Consider the following 20,831-nt stretch of genomic DNA (forward strand, 5'->3'; position numbering starts at 1 on the left):
ATATAGCCATGCCTAAATACGTAATGTGGGGAACTTACTGCGAAGACGTTCTCGAAAAACGCGCCCCTTACCGTCAAGCACATCTAGACGGACTGGCGAAACAGAAAGAATCCGGTGTGTTGATGACTATTGGTCCTACCAAAGATTTAACTAAAGTTTTTGGTATTTACGAAGCCGAAGACGAAGCCACCGTGCGTCAGTTAGTTGAGGCTGACCCCTACTGGCAAAACGGTATCTGGACCGAATACTCTGTCAAAGAGTGGATTCAGGCATTTTGAATAAAAGGTACGGTAATTATGAAAGCATTTTCGTGTAAGAAAGCTTTGGAATTGCCTAGACTAGGAGAAAGGTTAAATACAACTGTATCAACTTAAACTTTTCTCAGGTTATTTGATGCATTGAGAAGGTGAGTCGTATGAACAAAATTTTGAAACGTACACTTATGCCCTGCCTCATGGCTGCAAGTTTAGCAGGTGTCACCTTAGTTCCTGCTCAACCGGCGTCTGCTGATAAAAAAATCCTAGAGGATATAGGTATTGGAGCAGGTGCTGGGGTAGTTTCTGGAGCTGTCCGAGGTCGTGGTAACGTGTTAAATAATGCCGTTAAGGGTGCTGCTGCTGGTGCTGCTGTTAATGCTGCCAATGGTGCTAGACGCAATCCCAGAAATCGGAACTTGGGTCAAGATGTTGGAGTAGGTGTAGCCGCTAGCACGGTGACTGGCACGATTACTCGCCCAGGTAAAGATACCCTTGGGGATGCAGTCGATGGTGGAGTAGCAGGTGCAGCTATCCATATCATAAGAAATAGAAAGTAATTCGTAATTTGGCATTAGCAACTTAGTTACGAATTATCCTTTGAGGATTGATTTTATACTTTTCCTCGCAGAGCTAGAGACGAGTTTTATTCTCATCCCTTCCAGGAACGTTCATAATTTACAATTAAACCGCCTCAGTTCAATTTTGAACTGAGGCGGTTTTGATGATATGAAAAGTTGTTAATGGATGGATTTTTTCTGGCACTTCAATAAAGTGCATAAAATGATTACCCAGAAATAATGTTACTTTAACTACCACGATGGCTATTAGTAACCACGAACGAGTTGGCAGGAGTTTCACTCTTTTAAATCAGGGCTTATACCCATACATAAAAAGGGAGATGCAAAAAGTTTATGGTGAGCGCTGGCTAACGGACGTTACATCATGTATGTCTGATGACGAAACCTTAAGATGTGACGCCAAAGATATTTTGCATGATGATAGTTCTGTTTTATTGAAAATAATAATTGGGCAGTGGGATCAGGTATTCAGTCAAAAACTAGGTTGTACCGGGCGTGCTTTAGTGAGTGAACTGGTTGAAGTCCGCAATACATGGGCGCATCAATCTCGCTTTTCAATAGAGGACACTTATCGCGCTCTCGACACGATTGCTCGACTTCTCAAGGCTATCTCTGCATCTGAGGCAAATGTTGCACAACAGCACAAGCAAGAAGTCCTAGCAATGCTCTGTCCTCAGCAAACTGAAAAAACCCCTAACACAGAAACACAGAGATTGGCTGAAATTATTAAACAACAAAGCTTTCAGAATGCTTCTCTTCTACGTCGTGCGCTGACACACCGTTCCTATGTCCATGAGAACCCCCAAGAAGGGGAACACAACGAACGCTTAGAGTTTCTCGGTGATGCTTTGCTGACTTTTTTAAGTGGCGAATATCTCTATCGACGTCACCCGGAAAAGGGCGAAGACGAATTAACTCGTCGGCGTTCCGCGCTGGTAGATGAAAAGCAATTGGCAAAGTTTGCAACTGAGGTTGGCTTAGACTTGAGAATGCGGTTGGGTAAAGGCGCAAGTTTAGAAGGAGGCTACCAAAATCCCAACCTACTGAGTAGCACCTTTGAAGCAGTCATTGCCGCTTACTACCTAGACAACAACTTTGATATTGAAGCAGTTCGTGGTGTTGTGGAACCGCTATTTGATTCTGTCCCTGAAAGTATTGTGGAGTTTCGCTCAAATGTAGACTCTAAAAATCGATTTCAGGAATGGGTGCAACGCAACATCACCCAAACACCACCCAAGTATGTCACAGTTCAAGCAGGTGGTTTATCTCATGCTCCAGAATTCATAGCTAAAGTATTTGTGGCAGATAAAGAGTACGGAGAAGGCAGGGGGCGTAGTAAAAAAGAGGCTGAAAAGGCAGCTGCTGAAGATGCGCTTGCTAGGGTGAAAGAACAAAAAAGGATGTAAACTAGGCAGGATTTTTACACCACACTTCACATTTCCACTGTCAATGGCAAAGTCACCGTGAAAGTAGAACCAACTCCCACCTGCGAGACTACACTAATCTCACCTTGCAATAGTTTTACCAGCCGTGAAACTATCGCCAAGCCCAAGCCGGTACTATCAGGAAGGAAGGACTTAGTGCCATAAGGGATGCGAAAGTAGGGTTCAAAAATGTGCGCTTGGTCTTCTGGTTCAATACCAATCCCAGTGTCGGAGACTGCAATAGTCCATTTGTCCACGCCCAAGGTTTTACACGTAATTTTTATACTTCCCGACTCTGTGTAGCGAATCGCATTACTGACAAGATTTGTTACAATTTGCTGCAACCGTAACGGGTCTGTGAGAACTTCTTCAGGAGCGCGTGAAGCGGAGCTATCGGCGCAAGCCGAATCGCACTCAACTCTCATTTGTAAATTTTTATTAGCAGCCAAAGGCTCCAACATTTCGGAGACATTTCTAATTAATTCATGCACACTGGTTGGTTCTGGCTGCAGTTTCATCTGCCCTGCATCATAACGGGAAATCTCTAGTGCATCGTTAATCAGGTGGAGTAATAGTCTCCCACTGCGTAGCACGCGCTCAACATGCTCTAGATGACTAAGGGTGTCTTTTTCCTCGGATTTTTGGCGTTGGAGGCGCAAAAACAAATCAGAGTAACCAATAATCGAAGTTAAAGGGCTTTTGAGTTCGTGTGCCAAATGCGATATGTTGTCTTGGTTTGCCCGCACCAAGCGAGTGAGTTCCTGATTGTTGAGGGTGAGTTGATTTTGCAACTGCTCTACTTCTGCCAATCGCTGTTGTGTGTAACTTTGGAAACAGTAGGCGATTGCTTCATCCAACACCATATCAATCAAACGCACAGCTCGCATCACGTCTTGTGCTGAGGCTTCCAGTAATTCTGATTCTAAAGTTCTAAATATTATGTTACGTAAGAGACGATACTCTCTTGCAATTTCTGCTGCATCAAAACCTTGCTCTGCCCTGAGAATACCATGATGCAAACTCGCTTGAATTATGGGTTGGATTTGATCATCTTGATATTGAGAAAGCACTGTTGCCAGCGCCAAGAGGATATGGCTAAGATGGTTTTCAATAGCTGTGCGAGATAAATTATTGGTGCTAGAAATCTTTTTATCTTGTCGAACAGCTTCCACCCACTGTTCTATAATCGTCCGAGTTTTATCCTGCAGCAATTGACTAAAATCTTTCATCACTTATCAGTGGATAAACATAATAGCAGAGAAAAATCTTTTATTATCCATGTAGAGAGGTGCTACATTTAGTTATTAAAAGTATGTGATGACTCAGCATAAAAATACATGATTTTTAGCTAAGATTTATATATCTTAATACAGATGAATTGACTCAATTCAAAGATACTTGTTTTCAAGGCAAAAAACTATATCTTAAGGTAGCTTGACGCTACTATGTATCAATGTTAAATTTATCAAAAATAAGAGTAAGTCAGCCTAATCCAATGAATCGCATTGCGTAAGTTGGAGCGGAGGAACCAAAGTATGGGGCGTATCTCATAGAAGAAGAAAAAAAGAGTGAAGAACTAGGAATAAGTGTATCTTTCTTCCTTGTTGTTTCTGCTTCTATGAGAGGGGTATCTCTCAGCCCTAGCCCGTCAGCTAACTTCGTAGGCAATGAGAGGAGACTGAAGAGACAGCATTATGTATAATGTATGTATAATGTTCTGATCTCATCAGTATCCTTGGCTGGTACTGCTCAGATTACTTGTACCTGCGCTTGAGTCTGTTGAGGTCACAAATGATATTTCAACTGAATGTAGCTGCCATATTGGCAGTTGCTGGTCGAACAGCTTGGAAACATGCTAAACCCGTGATAATACGGGATGCCTTCTTGTTTCCTTTGATTGGTTTTTTGGGTGTTATTGTTGTATGGTGGATTATTGCCCTTGCAAACCATGAATTGATGCCCAGCCCGCCTGAAGCGTTGGTCGCAAATTTAGATTACATCCTCAACCCATTCTTCCAAAGAGGACCTGGAAATCTAGGTATTGGCTGGTTACTGATAGCAAGTATCCGACGGGTATTGTTAGGGTTTGCGCTAGGTGCTATTGTTGCAATTCCCGTTGGTTTTCTGATTGGGATGTCCAAAACAGCACTGATGGTTCTCAATCCCGTCATTCAAATCTTCAAACCAGTATCACCCTTGGCATGGCTTCCTATTGCCCTGGCAATCTTCAATTTGGCAGATCCATCCGCAATATTTGTCATTTTCATCACCTCTTTGTGGCCCACAATCATTAACACTGCCTTGGGAGTTTCCAGTGTTCCCAAGGATTATCTAGATGTGGCAAGAGTTCTGGAAATGCCCCGTTGGCGAAGAATTACAAAAATCATCTGGCCCGCAAGTTTGCCTTATATTTTTACAGGTTTGCGGATTAGTTTAGGAATTGCTTGGCTAGTTATCGTCGCTGTAGAAATGCTCACAGGCGGTATTGGAATTGGCTTTTTTGTCTGGGATGAATGGAGTCGCCTGAACCTAAACTCCGTTTTTCTTGCCGTGCTGGTGATTGGCTTAACAGGGCTATTTCTTGATTACGCCATCGGTAAAATACAAGCTTTAGTCACTCGTCGCCCCATAACTTCAAACTAGCTATTTGTCAACACTCAATAATCAGGTGTAGGGTGCGTTAACGCAGTGTAACGCAGCGTAGAGTCACCACCTTTAGTATTGGTGCGTTAGTAACCCAACGCATCTGAGGACAAAGAGCTAACAGACCATAGAGGGCGAGGAAGGATACGACAAAAAACTTTTGTACCTTCGTGGTTAATGAGTGATTTCGCAGCCGCAGGAGGTTTTTCATGAGTGACCATAACACAAATAACTGGACGCGAAGAGACTTTGTCAAAGGACTGGGAGCAACAGCATTTGCAAGTGGACTTTCTTCTTGTGCCATTAATGCTAACCGTGCGCCCAAAGGAATCTCATCAGCAGCATTGGCGGTGGAACCAGTCGTAGACCCCAAGACACTGGAAAAACCTAACATTACAGTGGGCTATGTGCCGGTGAATGACTGCGCTCCCTTTGCCGTAGCTTGGGAGAAAGGGTTTTTCCGCAAGTATGGTTTGAATGTCACCCTCAGCCGCGAGGCTAGCTGGGGGACATCTCGTGACGGCATTATTTTTGGTCGCCTTGATGCTTCGCCAGTCGTGAGTGGTGCGGTGACGAATGCTAGAACAGGTGCAGAAGGCGCACGTCATGCACCTTTGTGTGCGGCAATGACAATTCACCGTCACGGTAACGCCATGACGATGAATAAAGCAATGTGGAATTCGGGGTTGCGTCCTTGGCGAGACTATAACGGCAATTTGGAAGAGTTCGGGCGCGATTTTCGCAATTACTTTGAAAAATTACCATCCGAGCAACGAGTTTGGGCAGTGGTGCTAAGTTCAGCTATTTATGAATACTTTATCCGCTACTTAGCTGCTGCTGCTGGAGTTGCTCCCGACAAAGAATTTCGCATTATCATTATTCCACCGCCGCAGATGGTGGTGAATATGCGGATTGGGGCAATGCAAGGTTATATGGTGGCAGAACCTTGGAATACACGGGCAATTACTGGCAATGACGGAATTGGCTTTACCTTCGCTCAGGGTAAGGAAATCTGGCAAGGACACCCAGATAGACTTCTAGGCGTGATGGAGTCTTTCATTAAAGAAAATCCCAAAACCTATCGCTCCTTGGTTAAGGCAATGATAGAAGCTTGCCGCTATTGTGGCGATCCAAAAAATCGGGAGGAAGTGGCTAAGATTATCACGAATAAGTCATTTACAGGAGCAAAACTCAAATTAACAAAACCAGGGATTGTCGGCGAATATAATTACGGCGGTTTTGATGGCAAAAAACGGCTGGTGAAATCGACTGATACAACAATATTTTTTGAAAAACCGACTAATCTTATCAAAGCGCCAAATGACCATTCAACATTTCTGTGGCAATCTGAGAGTATTTGGTTAATGACTCAGTCAGCTCGTTGGGGACAAATTAAAGAAATTCCCAAAAATGCTGAAGAATTGGCGCGTAAAGCTTGGAAAACTGACTTGTACCGAGAAATTGCTGCTGAAATGGGAATTGAATCTCCAAAAGAAGATTACAAGATAGAACAAGCTGAACTATTTATCGACAAGAAAGCTTTTGACCCCAGCGATCCAGTCGGGTATCTCAAGAGTTTTGAGATTAGAGCCAATGCTCCCAAATCTTTCTTTATGTCCTAGCAGACTCAGCAGAGTTAATAGTACTGTGTTGAGTGTCCTTTGTATGCTTGTGAATGACTAATTGCAGGAGTATCAAATGAAATCTACCTCTTTCTCAACAGATGCCTATGATAGGGCTTCACCTCGCACAGGATTTCTAGAGATTGAAAATTTATTCAAGTCATATACAAAACCTGATGGAGCTGAATTTGTCGTCCTAGATAATGTCAATTTAACAGTGGGCGAAGATGAATATATTTCTGTTATTGGTCACTCCGGTTGCGGGAAATCGACACTTTTAAAGATTGTCGCTGGCTTAGAAAAAGCGACTTCTGGATTAGTGCGGTTAGATGGCAAAGAAATTCGTAAACCAGGCGCTGAGCGGATGATGGTGTTTCAGCAGTATTCGCTGTTACCTTGGTTAACTGTGCGGGAAAATATCCGGCTTGCTGTAGACGAAGTGCTAAAAGATGCCAATCGTGCTGAAAAAATTAGCATTGTGAATGAACACCTGGCAATGGTAAATTTAACAGCGGCTGCGGATAAGTATCCTGATGAAATTTCTGGTGGCATGAAGCAGCGGGTAGGTATTGCTAGAGCATTAGCAATTCGTCCAAAAATGTTGCTCATGGACGAACCTTTTGGAGCGTTAGATGCGCTAACTCGGGGTAAATTGCAGCGGCAAGTGTTGGATATCTGGGAAAATCACCGACAGGCGGTCATGATGGTTACCCATGATGTAGATGAAGCAATTTATATGTCGGATCGCATTATTATGATGACCAACGGACCAGCGGCTAAGATTGGGGAGATACTGGAAGTACCGTTTTCTCATCCACGCGATCGCGCTGCTATGAGGAACTCAAAAGAGTACTATGACCTCCGCAACTACGCCCTAAATTTCTTAGATCGGTATTTCACTCAAGACGAGTAATTGAAAAAATTAATAATTCATAATTCGTCATTTCTAGTCACAAAATCAATTACGGATTATGAATTGCAGATGAGTCATTGTTTGTGTTAATTCTTATTGAGAGAGAGATAAAAATATGAATCTTAAGCCTATATTGGTGCGTCTGCAAAATGCCATTGGTAGAGATGATTTAATTGAGCAAATGGTCTTAATGTCAGCGCCAAAAACATCTTTGTCTTTACAGACTCAATCAACCAACTCAGTCAATTTAATTGTTGGTTATAATAGTTCTCCCAACAGCCATACTGCGTTAGATATTGCCTTGTTGATTGCTCATCAAACACGTTTAGCCACAAAGGCGCAAGTGACAGTTCAAGTCGTCTATGTAATAGAGGAAAATCAAAGTAGTCATGGTGGAGATGTCTTGCAAACAGAGGAATTTGCAAGTATGCGAGCAACAGAACAAATCCCACCACACTGTCCAACAAGCTTCCCCTTAAGAGGGTTTGACACAGGTGTTATCACTCAAACAAAATTGCAGGCTAACGCAGCATACCAACAAGAAATATTGGTGGATAGGTTTGCACAAGCAGAATGTATCCTCCGGCAAGCAAGTTGTCTAGCTGTGGAATGGAAGAGTTCTTTTAAAGCTCATCTTCGGTTTGGTTGCATTGCCAAGGAATTGAGAAAAGTGGTGGCAGCAGAAGGTGCGGATTTATTGTTACTTGGCTGTAACTCACTCAAGCATCCGATAGTCCAACAGCTAGGTTCTAACTTCCCTTGTTCAGTACTGGGTATACCCAATTTTATCAATGATAAACGCCCTTAGTACAGGATTGCAAAAGTTGGTAACGAAATGAAGATGATGCATATAGTTCGTAGTAAGCACGAAGAGTGCTAAAGCACTTACTACAAATTAAAACGCCACAAATTAATGCAAAGCTGTACTTAGTGCAGATAATTGGGAAGATCGTGGAAATATATAGTAAGCATAAAAACCCGATTTCTTTAAGAAATCGGGTTTCTTTAAATCTTATTTACAAGAGTTATATACAATTTAGTATTTTAAAATTTTTATATAAAAATTTTACTTTAATTAATTTTGTTAAATAAATATTTCAATTTTCTAGAGGATGCTACTTGCTTTATGATTTAAGGATGCTACCCTACGGAGTATGAGCGAAAACTATTTCTAGGGAAGGACAAAAACATCACAAAGATGTGACCAAACAACAAAGAGCAAAGCTTATTGCAGCCCCGAAAGGATTAATAATATGAACCAGCCTGAAGGAGAACACGGCAATCATAGTACACTTGAACTATCTCAAGTAGGACTAAACCAAAATATAAATAAGTCTCTTTTTGGTGCTACAGATAGTAGTACAGATATGGGAGAAGGTCAGAGTTTAGCAAAAGTTAGAGATATTCTTTTTGGTCATCAAATGCGGGAGGTGGAAAAAAAGTTTACCCGCTTAGAAGAACGTCTGTTAAAAGAATGTGCTGATTTACGGGATGAAACACGAAAACGTCTAGATTCGTTGGAAACGTATATAAAGAAAGAGGTTGAGTCCCTAGCAGATCGGCTAAAAAACGAACAAGTAGAACGCACTGAAGCAGTGAAAGCACTTACTGAGGAAGACAAAAATATAACGCAGTCTTTAGAAAAAAGAATTGCCCAATTTGAAGAACAAACTACCAATAGCCAGCGAGAACTTCGTGAGCAAATTCTTAACCAATCTAAAAGCCTACAAGATGACATCCGGCAAAAATACGAAGAAATTGTGGCTTTAGTGCAACAAGAATCTCAAGAACTTCATATTGCGAAAACAGACCGTACCACCCTGGCTGCTCTCTTCTCAGAACTAGCTATCCGCTTAAGTTCTCAATAATAAACAAAGTCAAAAGTCAAATATCTGATGCATGACTCATCAAGAATAATTAATAACTAATGACTAATGACTAATGACTACTCAAAAAACAATCACGTACAACCTAACGATGAACTAGGTGAACTCCGTAGTTTACTCCTGGGTGTTGAGCCAAATAAACTCAATAAATTATACGAGCGATTAGATAACCCTGAGGTAACAGCCGAAAATATCAGCCGATACCTTCCAGAGGCAGTTATTTTACGAACAATCCAAGATAAACAACTTGGCGAGGCAATAGTACCTACTGTTGAACACGCTATTCAATCCTCTGTTAAAAAAGACTTAGATATTCTTTCAACTGCGATTTTCCCTATCATGGGACCAGCCATTCGCAAGGCTATTACCACAGCTCTCCAAGAGATGGTTCAATCGTTAGATACCACTTTAGAAAATAGCTTTTCTCCACAAAGTCTTAAGTGGAGATTAGAAGCGCGACAGACGGGGAAAACATTTGCTGAAGTTGTACTGCTTCGCACGCTTATTTATCGAGTAGAACAGGTATTTCTAATTCACAAAAAAACCGGCTTAATGCTGCAACATATAGTACTACCGAAGGTCAGCGCTCAAGATCCAGATTTGGTTTCAGCTATGTTGACGGCTATCCAGGATTTTGTCAAAGACTCTTTCAATACACAAAAAAATGATAGGCTTCAAAGTTTACATTTTGGAGAACTCACCATTTGGATTGAAGAGGGACCACAGGCAGTACTAGCAGGTATAATTCGGGGAAGTGCTCCCCAAGAATTAAGATTAGTTTTTCAAGAAACAATAGAAAAAATTCACCAGAAGCTAAACAGAGAACTTATTTTTTTTGAAGGAGAGACAGAGCCATTTGCAGCCAGCAGACATGAGCTAGAAGCTTGTTTGGAGGCGCAGTATAAAAGTCCAACCAAAAAAAAATCTAATTATGCTTGGCTTTTATTAAGCACAGTATCTCTTGGTTTGGGGATTTGGAGCTTTTTTGCTATTAGAGACCATCTGCGTTGGAATGCCTATCTAGAAAAATTGAATTCTCAGCCTGGAATTGTCGTAATTCAAGCTGAGAAGCGAGGTGGAAATTATTTTATTTCTGGAATGCGCGACTCATTAGCAGTAGATCCTAAGATGCTAGTCAAACAAGCAAACCTCAGTCCAGAAAAAGTCGTCAGCCATTGGCAGCCTTACCTATCTTTAGAACCAAAAATTACCAGCAAAAGAGTTGAGAAATTACTTCAACCTCCAAAAACAGTCTCCATGAGAGTTGATGAAAAAGGTATTCTTCATGTCAGTGGTTCTGCACCTCAGCAGTGGATTTTAGAGGCCAGGAAATCATGGCGTTTTATTCCAGGAATGAGTCAATTTCAAGATAAAAACCTTGTTGCTATAGAACTAAAGCATCTTGAGTCATATAAAAAGCAGGTTGAAAAACAAATGCTTTTTTTTTCAGAAGGCACAACAGAGTTTTTACCTGGTGAGGATAAAAAGCTTAAGAAGCTTGTACTACAAATAGAAAAACTTTTGGAGACTGCCAAATATCTTGATAAAGATGTGCGTGTTCAAATAGTAGGACACACAAATAAAGCTGGAACAGAAACAAGAAATCGGGTACTTAGTCAAGCCCGTGCTAATAAAATCCTTTCTTATTTATCTTCCCAAGGAATTAATCGGAAAAAGTTCAATATTATAGGTGTGGCTAATAGTCAAGATTTAGATTTGAAATTGGTAGGAGGTAAGAACTCGAGCCGCAGGGTATCTTTTAATGTCTTACTATCTGACAACGCTTACTAAGGATTGTTCATACATGCTCCAGAAAAAAATTTGTATGATAGGTGCATTTGCCACGGGGAAAACTAGTTTAGTATCGTGTTTTGTTTATAGTATTTTTTCTGAGAAGTATCAGACTACTGTAGGGGTCAAAATTGACAAAAAAACTGTCAATTTTAAAGATAAAGAGTTAAACCTTATTCTTTGGGATCTTTATGGAGAAGACGAATTTCAAAAAGTGCGAATGTCTTACTTGCGGGGGTCGTCTGGTTATTTATTAGTTGTAGATGGAACTCGACGAAATACTTTGGAAAAAGCTTTTAATCTACAAAAGAGGGTAGAAGAAAGCATTGGTAAAGTTCCCTTTATTTTGGTAATAAACAAATGGGATTTAGCAGATGAATGGGAAATAATTAATTCTGAAATTAACGATATTATCGTGGGAGGTTGGACGGTCATCAAAACCAGTGCAAAAACGGGTTTAGGTGTAGAAGAAACTTTCCAAACTCTTGCTTCTAAAATATTGGAGGGATAAATGTTGGATGTCCCTGTTGCAGTTATTGCTTATCTTCTCAATTTTATGATAAACAAATGTTCTCTTGCTTATGTTTTAGTAGATAAAGATGGCTTTTTGTCGGCTTGTGGCGGTCATCTCTCAGTATATGGAGTTACGAATTTACAAGAAGGGAAGAAAGTAGCACAGCAAATTTTTTTTCTGGAAGGTCTTTTACCGCTTAATGATTTTCCCTTATTTCTGCCCTGTATCAGAACAGAATATGGCATTTGTGCAGATATACATATATTCCCTTCACAGGAAGGAGATTGGGTGTTGCTGTTAGATGCTACTTGGAATGAAATTCATGTAGGTATGGTACAACAACAAGTCAACAATTTAAGTCTATTACAGGAAAAATCAACGAAAATGAATCAGTAATAAATAGTTAATATAATTGACTATGACTTGTTTTAATTATGAGTGAATCAATAACAGCAGACTTGTTGGCGGCATTGAACATTTTAGTATTAGAGCGGCTAGATGTTAGCTCGTTTAGAATCACAGGGAATGTACCAGATTGGTTAAGGCGGTATTGTCATCGAAGCTTGTCATCAGGAATGGAGATATTAATCCCAAACGAAGACTTTTCTTTTTTAGAAAACTTTTTAATCGACGCTGAAGAATTTTGGCAGATAAAAGGAGAGAAAAAGTTAAAATCTGGTATATGGGATCAAGTTGATATATCTGGTATAGAATATCATTTTGAAGCTTCAGCTATATATGTAAATAGCAGAAATTTTTTATTAATAGAACGACTATATGAAACTTATGAAGAGACGCAAGATATAATTCAAAAAGCTAGAGAAACCCAATTAAACTATCACGATATTCTGAAAGAAAACCAGAAAAAAGAAGTTTTAATTCATTGTATTATACATGATATGGCAGGACAATTAAGTGGTATCAACTTCTGTCTTGCTCTTTTGGATCTTGAAAATTTAACACTAAAAGGAAAAGAGACTTTAGAAATTGGTAAATTACAATGTTATAGGCAAGAGATGCTTATCAGGGAAATATTGGATGCATTTTCTGCTGAAGTCAAATCCTTAGAATCATTTGCAGTCGATGCAGAACAGGCACCAAATGCGTTGATATCTGTGCAGGAGGTCATCCAAGTTTTAACTCCTTCTTTTGCACTTAACAAAATGCAGTTACACCTTGCTGCTCATATTGACATAACAGCAGATTGGAGAGTTGTTGGTGATAAATCGCGTTTAGATAGGGTGATTGCAAATCTAGCAGAAAACGCTTTTCGTCACAGTTTACCGGAGTCTACTGTGACAATTGGTTTACAACAGGATGTAAATTATATTCTGGTCACAGTGGATGATCAAGGTTCTGGTGTTCCACCGGAAAATGTGGAGAGTTTATTTCAAAAGTTTTCTCAAGGGAAAGGTAAATCAGGTAGAGTTGGGCTTGGGCTTTATTTTTGCCGCATGACAGTTGAACGTTGGGGAGGAGAAATTGGTTATACACCTCGTCCAGAAGGTGGATCGCAATTTTGGTTCCGCTTGCCAAAACCACGTTATGTGTAGAGACGTAGCATGCTACGTCTCTACAGAATTTTAGGACTAGTATCCGATGAAGTGCAGAACATCACGCAGCACGCTGTAACCAGCCAAGTCCCAAAGCAAGTAAGCCAGAAAGCCAATCATTGCCAAGCGACCGTTCCACAGTTCCGCTTGAGGATTGAAACCAAAAATAAAGGCATTGCGATCTACACCGTTGTAAGCTGGAGCAACAGGTGGTAAATCAGTGGCAGGACGAGTTTCACGAGTTTGCATTGTTTTTCCTCCAAATTTATTTCTGATTCGTTGTTATAAGTCCTTTGCAAAGGACTTATGATTATTAACCAATGAAGTGCAGAACATCACGCAGCACGCTGTAACCAGCCAAGTCCCAAAGCAAGTAAGCCAGAAAGCCAATCATTGCCAAGCGACCGTTCCACAGTTCCGCTTGAGGATTGAAACCAAAAATAAAGGCATTGCGGTCTACACCGTTGTAAGCTGAAGCAACAGGTGGTAAATCAGTGGCAGAACGAGTTTCACGAGTTTGCATTGTTTTTCCTCCAAATTTATTTCTTATTCGCTGTTATAAGTCTTTTGCAAAGGACTTAGGTTATGAATAATGACTAATAACCAATGAAGTGCAATACGTCACGCAGAACGCTGTAGCCAGCCAAGTCCCAGAGCAAGTAGGCAAGAAAACCAATCATTGCCAAACGACCGTTCCATAATTCAGCTTGGGGATTCCAACCAAACAGAAAAGCATTGCGGTCTTTGCCGTTATATTCTGTAGCAACAGGTGGTAAGTTCGTAGAAGGGCGAGTTTCCATTTTTTTTCTCGTTCGTTCAAGTTCAATTTGTGTCTTAACTTTAATGTAGCTGTTCATAACTCTGCTGCTTTCTGTCAATGGGTACAAAGTATCTGCACCTCTTGTGGACGATTATTAAAAAGGTATTTTCCTGGATAAATCCACCTAGGGAGAGTGCAAAAAAAAATAATTGTAAATAAATGTAACGATCTTGACAAATTAGCTAGAATTAACCAAATCAATTTCTATTAAGAAACAGCTAAAAAATAAAGAAGAAAAGACTTCACTTGAAAATAAGGCAGAAGGATAAAAAAGAATAAGGGATGAAATCCCCCTTTTTTCACTTCATACTTGAGAAATCACACTGTAGCCTTCATTTCATACTTATTTTTGCTACTGATTCACTTAGGTAGAAAAACTTCTATCCCACGCTGTAGCAAATTTTCAAACTTTGGAGGGATGCTGAAAGCACAATGATTCCTGGATTCTGAAGCATAAAGAGTTGGGTAAGATAACAGATACAAAATTAATTCTCACGTAATTTTTAATCCCCACCGACAGAAGCTCAGAGGAAGGAATAAGAATGTTTCAGAGTACGCACATCATACTGGCAGTGTATAAGTCACTCTACTGGATGGCGCAGGAGCCAGTGGTCAGCCAGCCAGACGTCACTACAATTGGATTTGGACCGCGCTTTTTTTTCGTTCTTGTCTCAGGGGTGATCCTGGCTTTTGCCCTGCAATTAGTTTTAACAAATCTCTCCGTTGCCGCTGGTATTTCTTACTTGGGGCATTCATCTGACTCGGATTCAGATCATGGAGAGGTCACAAGTTTGGGCGGCACCATTCGCAAAATTGGTACAGCTGTGGGGATGTGGACAGTAGTCACTGTGACTATTGCCCTTGCTATTGCTTGTTTCCTAGCAGTGAAACTCAGTCTTTTAACTTTAACTCCGGGACTGGGAGCTATTCTGGGGTTGGTGATTTGGGGAGCGTACTTCTTACTGCTGGTATGGGTGAGTTCAACCACGGTGGGTTCCTTAATTGGCTCGTTGGTCAACTCGGCAACTTCCGGCTTACAGGCGATTATGGGGACAGCAACTGCCGCTTTAGGGGCAAAAGCTGTCAATCAGCAAGTGGTAGCAACAGCTGAAGCCGCCGCCGCCGCTGTACGTCGGGAAATAGGGAGTGCTGTAGACCCCGCCACTATCCGGGACAAAATAGAAGATTACTTGGAAATGGTCCGTCCGCCAGAACTCGATTTATCTAGAATTCGGGGTGAATTTGAAAATTTACTCAAAGACCCGCAACTTATGGCGATCGCAGGTAGTACAGCAGCTGGTAGTGCAGCTCTGAGCAACATCGACCGTCAAAAGTTTGTTGATCTAGTGAGCAGTCGCACTGACCTGTCGAAACGAGATATTAACCGCATTGCTGATACATTGTATAAAGTTTGGCAGCAGACGCTGGGTCAACAACAACCAAGGCAAGACCGCCTGGGAGAATTGGTTGACTATCTCAAATCATTGCCACCTGGACAAACCAGGACAGATGAACTCAACGCCAAGCTGGATCAACTGATGGCAGAGATGCGTTCTACAAAAGACGCTAACCAAAGGGCAACCCAAGAAGCGAGTCCTGGTCCAATTCAGCGGACAGTGCAGCAGGCAATATCCGCGCTGACTGGCGTTGTGTTGGGACGAGCCGATTTGTCAGACATAGATGTAGAAAAAATCTTAGGTGCTCTCACAAACGCTAAAGATAAAGTCACTCAACAAGCAGATAAGTTGGGTCTTCCCACGCCAAAACAGCCTTATAGCCCTATTCGTGCTGATGTGGAAAATTACTTACTCAGCAAACATTCCTGGGAACTGAATTCAGAAAAAAGTGCCCAAGAATTTCGTGACGTTATTTACGATCCAGCTGCCGACCCTGGAACAGTGCGGCAAGAGTTAGAGCGACTTTCTCGCAGTGATTTTGTCAATATTCTCAAACAACGGGGTCTGCTGACCCAAACAGAAATTCAGCGTATAGCAGATCGGTTGGAAGTGCTCCGCCAAGAAGTGCTGCTCGCAGTCATCGCAGAGGAAGAAAAAGAGATAGTACAAGACTTGCAACGCCGAGTCGAAAGCTATCTCCTCGTTACCCCTAAATCAGATTTGACTGCGGAAGGCATTGCGCGGGATTTTAAATCCCTACTAGAAGACCAAGACGCAGATTATGAAACCCTATCTCGGCGACTTGCTCTGTTTGACCGCCAAGAAATGCGGGAAATACTGCTAGAGCGCAATGACATTAATCCTGAGGAAGCAGACACAATCCTTGGCCAGTTGGAAAAACAACGGAATCAAGTCTTAGTCGAATCCAAAGGAATTGCAGACCAGGCAAAATATCAAGCTGAATCCCTATGGTTAAATTTACAATCTTATCTGCGGAACACAGGCAAAGCTGAACTCAACCCTGATGCTATCCGCGCTGATCTCAAAAGACTTTTAGATGACCCACAAGCAGGAATTGCGGCAATTAGGGCGCGCTTGTCTCGTTTTGACCGTGATACTCTCGTAAAATTACTGAGTCAGCGACAAGACTTGAGCGAAGACCAAGCTAACCAAATTCTTGACACTGTTGAGGAAAACTGGAGTAACATTCGCCACGCACCAAGAACCATTGCAGATAAAGCAAAGGAGCAATATGACTCCGTAACAACCACAATTGCAGATTACCTCCGGAACACTGGTAAAAATGAACTCAACCCCGAAGGAATTCAGCAGGATTTGAATAGACTATTCCAAAATCCAACAGAAGGAGTCGTCGCACTGCGCCGTCGGTTGTCACAAGTCGATAGAGACACGTTGGTGAAATTGCTCAGTCAACGTCAGGACTTGAGTGAAGAGCAAGTCAATCAGGTCATTGATTCTGTGCAAACGTCAATTCACAACATGGTGCGTGCGCCCCGTCGTTTAGCCACCCGAACTCAGCAAAGAGTGCAAACTTTCCAAGCGTATCTCGAAGCATACCTGCGCGGAAGTGGCAAGGAAGAACTAAACCCAGAAGGTATCAAGCGCGACTTGCATCTGTTGTTGCACGATCCGCAAGTGGGGATGGAAAGTATAGGTGAACGTCTTTCCCACTTTGACCGCTCCACCATCATCACCCTGCTGAAACTGCGGGAAGACCTAACTGATGAAGAAGCGGCACAGATTGCAGATACCATGATATCAGTGCGCGACCAGTTTCTGGAACAAGTGCGGGGTATCCAGCGGCGCATTCAAGATGTGATTGACGGAATTTTTGCCCGCATTCGCTACTATCTCAACTCTTTGGATCGTCCAGAACTGAACTACGATAGCATCAAGCGTGATGTTCGCACACTGTTTGACGACCCGCAAGCAGGGTTTGATGCATTGCGCGATCGCCTATCGTCTTTCAACCGCGATACTCTAGTTGCAATTATGAGTTCCCGCGAGGATATCTCGGAGGAAGATGCTAACCGCATTATCGACCAAATCGAACGGGCGCGCAACAATGTGCTGCAAAGGGCAGAACGCATCCAGCAAGAAGCACAGCGACGCTTAGAAGAAGTGAAGCACCAAGCACAGCGCCAAGCCGAAGAAACCCGCAAAGCAGCAGCATCAGCTGCTTGGTGGCTGTTTACGACAGCACTTGTCTCAGCCATCTTCTCTGCTATTGGGGGAGCAGTCGCTGTCGTTCTGGCGTAGTTTGATACGTTATCTCCCGCTTACCTGTTGTTTGCCTCTCACAAGAGAGGCTTTTTTGTTGGAACCGCTCCGCCTACGCAGGGTATACAAAAAAATTGGTAAACTTCTAGTACAGGACGACAGAAATAACTAGACAGTTAGAAATAGGTTAAAGCTTTGGTTATATAAGTCTTTTTCTCTGCTGAGTTCTGAGTTCTAAGTTCTGACTCCTTGCACTAGTATCTTTGCAGGAGCTTGATGAATGCTGCACCAATAAACAAGCCCGCAAATTGCGCTAAATAACCAATACTGCCTTGGTTAACGCCACCAGGAATATTTAAACTGCCTATCCCGTAAGAAATTTGTTGCACAAACCACCAAAATAGATAGAAAGAGGCTGATAGTTCTATGGGAATAAATACAATCAAAAGAGGCAAAATAGTGTCAATTTTAGCTTTAGGAAACTTAAGGACATAGGCTCCTAAAATAGCTGTAATCGCACCATTTGCCCCAATCAATGGGACTGTCAAACTCGGTTCAACTAGAATTTGTACTAACGCAGTCAGGATGCCGGAAGCTAGGTAAAATATTAAAAATCGTCTTTGTCCGAGAATATTTTCTAGAGTTTTGCCAAAAACCCATAAAAATATCAAATTACCTAAAATTTGACTAAAACTGCCGTGGAGGAACATTCCCGCAAGCAGTGAAGTCGAACGCATTAGCACAACTATCCAAGCAGCTGAGTTTCCAGCAAGTGCATTTGCAAAAGCTGCACTGATTTGTGCTGGAACTACACCCCAGTTGTTTACAAAATTTCCTAATTCACCACCAAGTTCTAGTTTTAGTTCCCATAAGAATAGGGCAATATTGATGCCAATCAGACAGTAAATAATTATTGGCTTTCTACGCGTGAAAAAGAAAATGTTATCGCTAATAGGAATCATATCAACTTGGGATTTTAGATTTTAGATTAATATTTCCTCCTCCCCCTCTCCCCCTCTCCTCTTCCAGGAAGCTGTGGCAAGATTAGAATCAGACCGTACTGCATTAAACTAGGCTAACCAAATGTTGGGAAACATACTTGTTGGACGATACCAAATTATTAGCCACTTGGGAGGAGGGGGATTTGGTGAAACATTTGTTGCTTGTGATACTCAATTACCAGGATCACCTCAATGTGTAGTCAAAAAACTCAAGCCCCAGGCTAACGACCCCGAGACTTTGCAAACCGCCAGACGCTTATTTGATACAGAAGCTCAAGTTCTGTATAAATTAGGCATTCATGACCGGATTCCCCAACTTTTAGCCTACTTTGAGGAAAACCAAGAATTCTATCTCGTACAGGAGTTTATAGAAGGTCATGACCTCAGTCAAGAAATAATACCAGGAAAACCCCTAAGCCAAGACCAAGTTATTTGCCTGTTACAAGAAGTTTTAGATATTTTAGAGTTTGTTCATCAGCAAAAAGTTATTCACCGTGATATTAATCCACGAAATATAATTAGACGCAAGCTTGATGACAAGTTAGTTTTGATTGACTTTGGAGCAGTCAAACAAATCACGACCCAAGTGATTATTCCTAGTGGAAAAATAAAATTTACAGTTGCTATAGGGACTCCTGGATACATTGCAAGCGAACAAGCTCAGGGAAATCCAAAATTTAGTAGTGATATTTATGCCTTAGGGATACTTGCTATACAAGCACTGACTGGATTATCTCCTGAACAACTAGAAATAGATGCAGAAACTAGTGAAATTGTTTGGCACAATCATACCTCGGTGAGTGAGGATTTTGCCAAAGTTCTAGACAAAATGGTGTGTTATGACTTTCGGCAACGTTATTCTTCTGCAGGGGTTGCTTTGCAAGCTCTACAAGATTTAAAAAACACTCAATCTCACACAATGGCATTGATTCCTATATCACAAAATCCTATAAAAAATAATTTTAAAACAAGCAAGAAACCTAAAAAAAATATATTGATCAAGTTTTTAGGAATAATGAGTTTAATAGGGATAAGTGTAGGAGCATCTATCTATATTATGAATGCTGTCAATTCTGTAAATGCCACTGAATTGTACAAGCAAGCCAATACACTCTATGAGTTGCAACGTTATGAAGATGCTTTATCGGTATATGAAAAAGCGGTTAACATTAGACCAGATTATGCTCAAGCCTGGAATGGACAAGGTAAAACGCTGTATGAGGTGAAAGAATATAAAGAAGCACTCGCAGCTTACGATAAAGCAATTCAAATAGAGCCAGATTATTTGGAAGCTTGGAGTGGTCGTGGTTTTACATTGAATAAGCTGCAAAGATATCAAGAAGCAGTTGCTTCCTTTGACAAAGCTTTACAACTAGAAAATAACTATCCGGAAGTTTGGAATGCTAAAGGCGAAGCTTTAGCTAAATTAAACGAATATGAGCAAGCTATGAAATCTTATGATAAAGCTATTGAATACAATAAAGAATATTATGAAGCTTGGTACAATAAAGCAAGATTACTACAAAATTTAAAACGTTACGATGAGGCAATGACAGCCTATGATAAAGTGCTTGAATTAAAGCAAGATTACGAAAAAGCTTGGTACAATCGAGGCAATGTCTTTGTGAATTTACAACGCTACCAAGATGCGATCGCAGCATATGACAAAGCTGTACAATACAAGCCAAATTTTTACCAAGCTTGGCTATCTAAAGGTAATATCCTCCTCAATTTGCAACGCTATCCAGAAGCAATTGAATCTTTTGATCAAGTCATTAAATACAATTCCAAAAATTATCAAGCGTGGTATGGTCGAGGATGGTCATTGCATCAAATAAAACGTTATGAAGAGGCAGTTGCATCCTATAATAAAGCAATTGGATTAGAACGCAATAAGTATCAAGTTTGGTATAATCGGGGAAATTCACTCTTCAATTTAAAGAAGTACCAAGAGGCAATTTCTTCCTACAATAAAGCTATTAATTACGAACAAGAACATTACGAAAGTTGGTATAGTAAAGGCAATGCTCTGTTTAATCTGAAACGTTATCAAGAAGCCATTGCCTCATATGAGCAAGCTATTAAAATTAAGCCAGATTATCAACAAGCAATCAACGCCCGTAATCAAGCACAACAAGAGTTGGTTCCGAGTCCACAGCCCACAGTCAATAGCCCAAAGCTTTTTTGACTC

The 20,831-nt window shown here is 41.2% G+C and carries 19 protein-coding genes, 1 pseudogene and 1 riboswitch; of the genes and pseudogenes, 15 read left to right on the plus strand and 5 right to left on the minus strand.

Annotated elements, in window-relative coordinates:
• Window positions 1–8 precede the first annotated feature (8 nt).
• The 4 genes and pseudogenes from MAS10914_RS0115445 to rnc all read left to right on the plus strand — a co-directional run bounded on the left by MAS10914_RS0115445 (window position 9) and on the right by rnc (window position 2,241).
• Window positions 9–278 (plus strand): YciI family protein, encoded by a 270-nt coding sequence (locus MAS10914_RS0115445; protein WP_026082577.1) that lies wholly within the window; start codon window positions 9–11, stop codon window positions 276–278.
• Window positions 279–415: 137 nt separating this feature from the next.
• Window positions 416–814 (plus strand): hypothetical protein, encoded by a 399-nt coding sequence (locus tag MAS10914_RS0115450; protein ID WP_017316848.1) that lies wholly within the window; start codon window positions 416–418, stop codon window positions 812–814.
• A 260-nt stretch (window positions 815–1,074) separates the two neighbouring features.
• Window positions 1,075–1,437: pseudogene (locus tag MAS10914_RS36215) on the plus strand (Swt1 family HEPN domain-containing protein); the annotation flags it as partial.
• Window positions 1,438–1,557: 120 nt separating this feature from the next.
• Window positions 1,558–2,241, plus strand: coding sequence for a ribonuclease III (gene rnc, locus MAS10914_RS35580; RefSeq protein ID WP_026082578.1), 684 nt, complete (start codon window positions 1,558–1,560; stop codon window positions 2,239–2,241).
• Window positions 2,242–2,267: 26 nt separating this feature from the next.
• On the opposite strand, the gene MAS10914_RS0115460 is transcribed toward rnc, so the two are convergent.
• A complete protein-coding gene (locus tag MAS10914_RS0115460; RefSeq protein ID WP_017316850.1) occupies window positions 2,268–3,488 on the minus strand; it encodes a sensor histidine kinase in 1,221 nt (406 codons plus the stop codon).
• Window positions 3,489–3,733: 245 nt separating this feature from the next.
• Window positions 3,734–3,941: riboswitch (cyclic di-AMP (ydaO/yuaA leader) on the plus strand.
• 109 nt (window positions 3,942–4,050) lie between these two features.
• Here MAS10914_RS0115460 and ntrB point away from each other — a divergent pair.
• The 9 genes from ntrB to MAS10914_RS0115505 all read left to right on the plus strand — a co-directional run bounded on the left by ntrB (window position 4,051) and on the right by MAS10914_RS0115505 (window position 13,181).
• Window positions 4,051–4,902, plus strand: coding sequence for a nitrate ABC transporter permease (ntrB, locus tag MAS10914_RS0115465; protein WP_017316851.1), 852 nt, complete (start codon window positions 4,051–4,053; stop codon window positions 4,900–4,902).
• A gap of 209 nt (window positions 4,903–5,111) precedes the next feature.
• Window positions 5,112–6,524 carry an ABC transporter substrate-binding protein gene (locus MAS10914_RS0115470; RefSeq protein ID WP_017316852.1) on the plus strand — a complete coding sequence of 471 codons (1,413 nt, stop codon included), beginning with the start codon at window positions 5,112–5,114 and terminating at the stop codon, window positions 6,522–6,524.
• A 76-nt stretch (window positions 6,525–6,600) separates the two neighbouring features.
• Complete coding sequence (locus tag MAS10914_RS0115475) at window positions 6,601–7,437, plus strand: ABC transporter ATP-binding protein (protein ID WP_017316853.1); 837 nt, start codon at window positions 6,601–6,603, stop codon at window positions 7,435–7,437.
• Between the two features lie 115 nt (window positions 7,438–7,552).
• Window positions 7,553–8,245, plus strand: a complete 693-nt coding sequence (locus MAS10914_RS0115480) for a universal stress protein (RefSeq protein WP_017316854.1) — start codon at window positions 7,553–7,555, stop codon at window positions 8,243–8,245.
• 445 nt (window positions 8,246–8,690) lie between these two features.
• Window positions 8,691–9,305, plus strand: coding sequence for a hypothetical protein (locus MAS10914_RS0115485; RefSeq protein WP_017316855.1), 615 nt, complete (start codon window positions 8,691–8,693; stop codon window positions 9,303–9,305).
• A gap of 66 nt (window positions 9,306–9,371) precedes the next feature.
• On the plus strand, window positions 9,372–11,114 hold the full coding sequence (locus MAS10914_RS0115490) for an OmpA family protein (protein WP_017316856.1): 1,743 nt from the start codon (window positions 9,372–9,374) through the stop codon (window positions 11,112–11,114).
• 13 nt (window positions 11,115–11,127) lie between these two features.
• Window positions 11,128–11,625 (plus strand): Rab family GTPase, encoded by a 498-nt coding sequence (locus tag MAS10914_RS0115495; RefSeq protein ID WP_017316857.1) that lies wholly within the window; start codon window positions 11,128–11,130, stop codon window positions 11,623–11,625.
• The gene (locus MAS10914_RS0115500) at window positions 11,626–12,024 is read left to right on the plus strand and encodes a hypothetical protein (protein WP_017316858.1); all 399 of its coding nucleotides are present in this window, start codon (window positions 11,626–11,628) and stop codon (window positions 12,022–12,024) included.
• A gap of 38 nt (window positions 12,025–12,062) precedes the next feature.
• Window positions 12,063–13,181, plus strand: coding sequence for a sensor histidine kinase (locus tag MAS10914_RS0115505; RefSeq protein WP_026082579.1), 1,119 nt, complete (start codon window positions 12,063–12,065; stop codon window positions 13,179–13,181).
• Window positions 13,182–13,217: 36 nt separating this feature from the next.
• On the opposite strand, the gene MAS10914_RS0115510 is transcribed toward MAS10914_RS0115505, so the two are convergent.
• The 3 genes from MAS10914_RS0115510 to MAS10914_RS0115520 all read right to left on the minus strand — a co-directional run bounded on the left by MAS10914_RS0115510 (window position 13,218) and on the right by MAS10914_RS0115520 (window position 13,981).
• A complete protein-coding gene (locus tag MAS10914_RS0115510; RefSeq protein WP_017316860.1) occupies window positions 13,218–13,430 on the minus strand; it encodes a chlorophyll a/b-binding protein in 213 nt (70 codons plus the stop codon).
• 64 nt (window positions 13,431–13,494) lie between these two features.
• On the minus strand, window positions 13,495–13,704 hold the full coding sequence (locus tag MAS10914_RS0115515; protein WP_017316861.1) for a chlorophyll a/b-binding protein: 210 nt from the start codon (window positions 13,702–13,704) through the stop codon (window positions 13,495–13,497).
• Window positions 13,705–13,777: 73 nt separating this feature from the next.
• Window positions 13,778–13,981 carry a chlorophyll a/b-binding protein gene (locus tag MAS10914_RS0115520; protein WP_026082580.1) on the minus strand — a complete coding sequence of 68 codons (204 nt, stop codon included), beginning with the start codon at window positions 13,979–13,981 and terminating at the stop codon, window positions 13,778–13,780.
• A 562-nt stretch (window positions 13,982–14,543) separates the two neighbouring features.
• Here MAS10914_RS0115520 and MAS10914_RS0115525 point away from each other — a divergent pair.
• Entirely contained in the window at window positions 14,544–17,678 is a 3,135-nt protein-coding gene (locus tag MAS10914_RS0115525; protein ID WP_017316863.1) for a hypothetical protein, read from the plus strand.
• 215 nt (window positions 17,679–17,893) lie between these two features.
• On the opposite strand, the gene MAS10914_RS0115530 is transcribed toward MAS10914_RS0115525, so the two are convergent.
• Window positions 17,894–18,601: a rhomboid family intramembrane serine protease gene (locus MAS10914_RS0115530; protein WP_017316864.1), complete on the minus strand. Its 708-nt coding sequence runs from the start codon at window positions 18,599–18,601 to the stop codon at window positions 17,894–17,896.
• Between the two features lie 121 nt (window positions 18,602–18,722).
• On the opposite strand from MAS10914_RS0115530, the gene MAS10914_RS0115535 reads away from it, so the two are divergent.
• Entirely contained in the window at window positions 18,723–20,828 is a 2,106-nt protein-coding gene (locus MAS10914_RS0115535) for a serine/threonine-protein kinase (protein WP_017316865.1), read from the plus strand.
• Window positions 20,829–20,831: the final 3 nt, after the last annotated feature.

The organism is Mastigocladopsis repens PCC 10914 (assembly GCF_000315565.1).
Lineage (GTDB): Bacteria > Cyanobacteriota > Cyanobacteriia > Cyanobacteriales > Nostocaceae > Mastigocladopsis > Mastigocladopsis repens.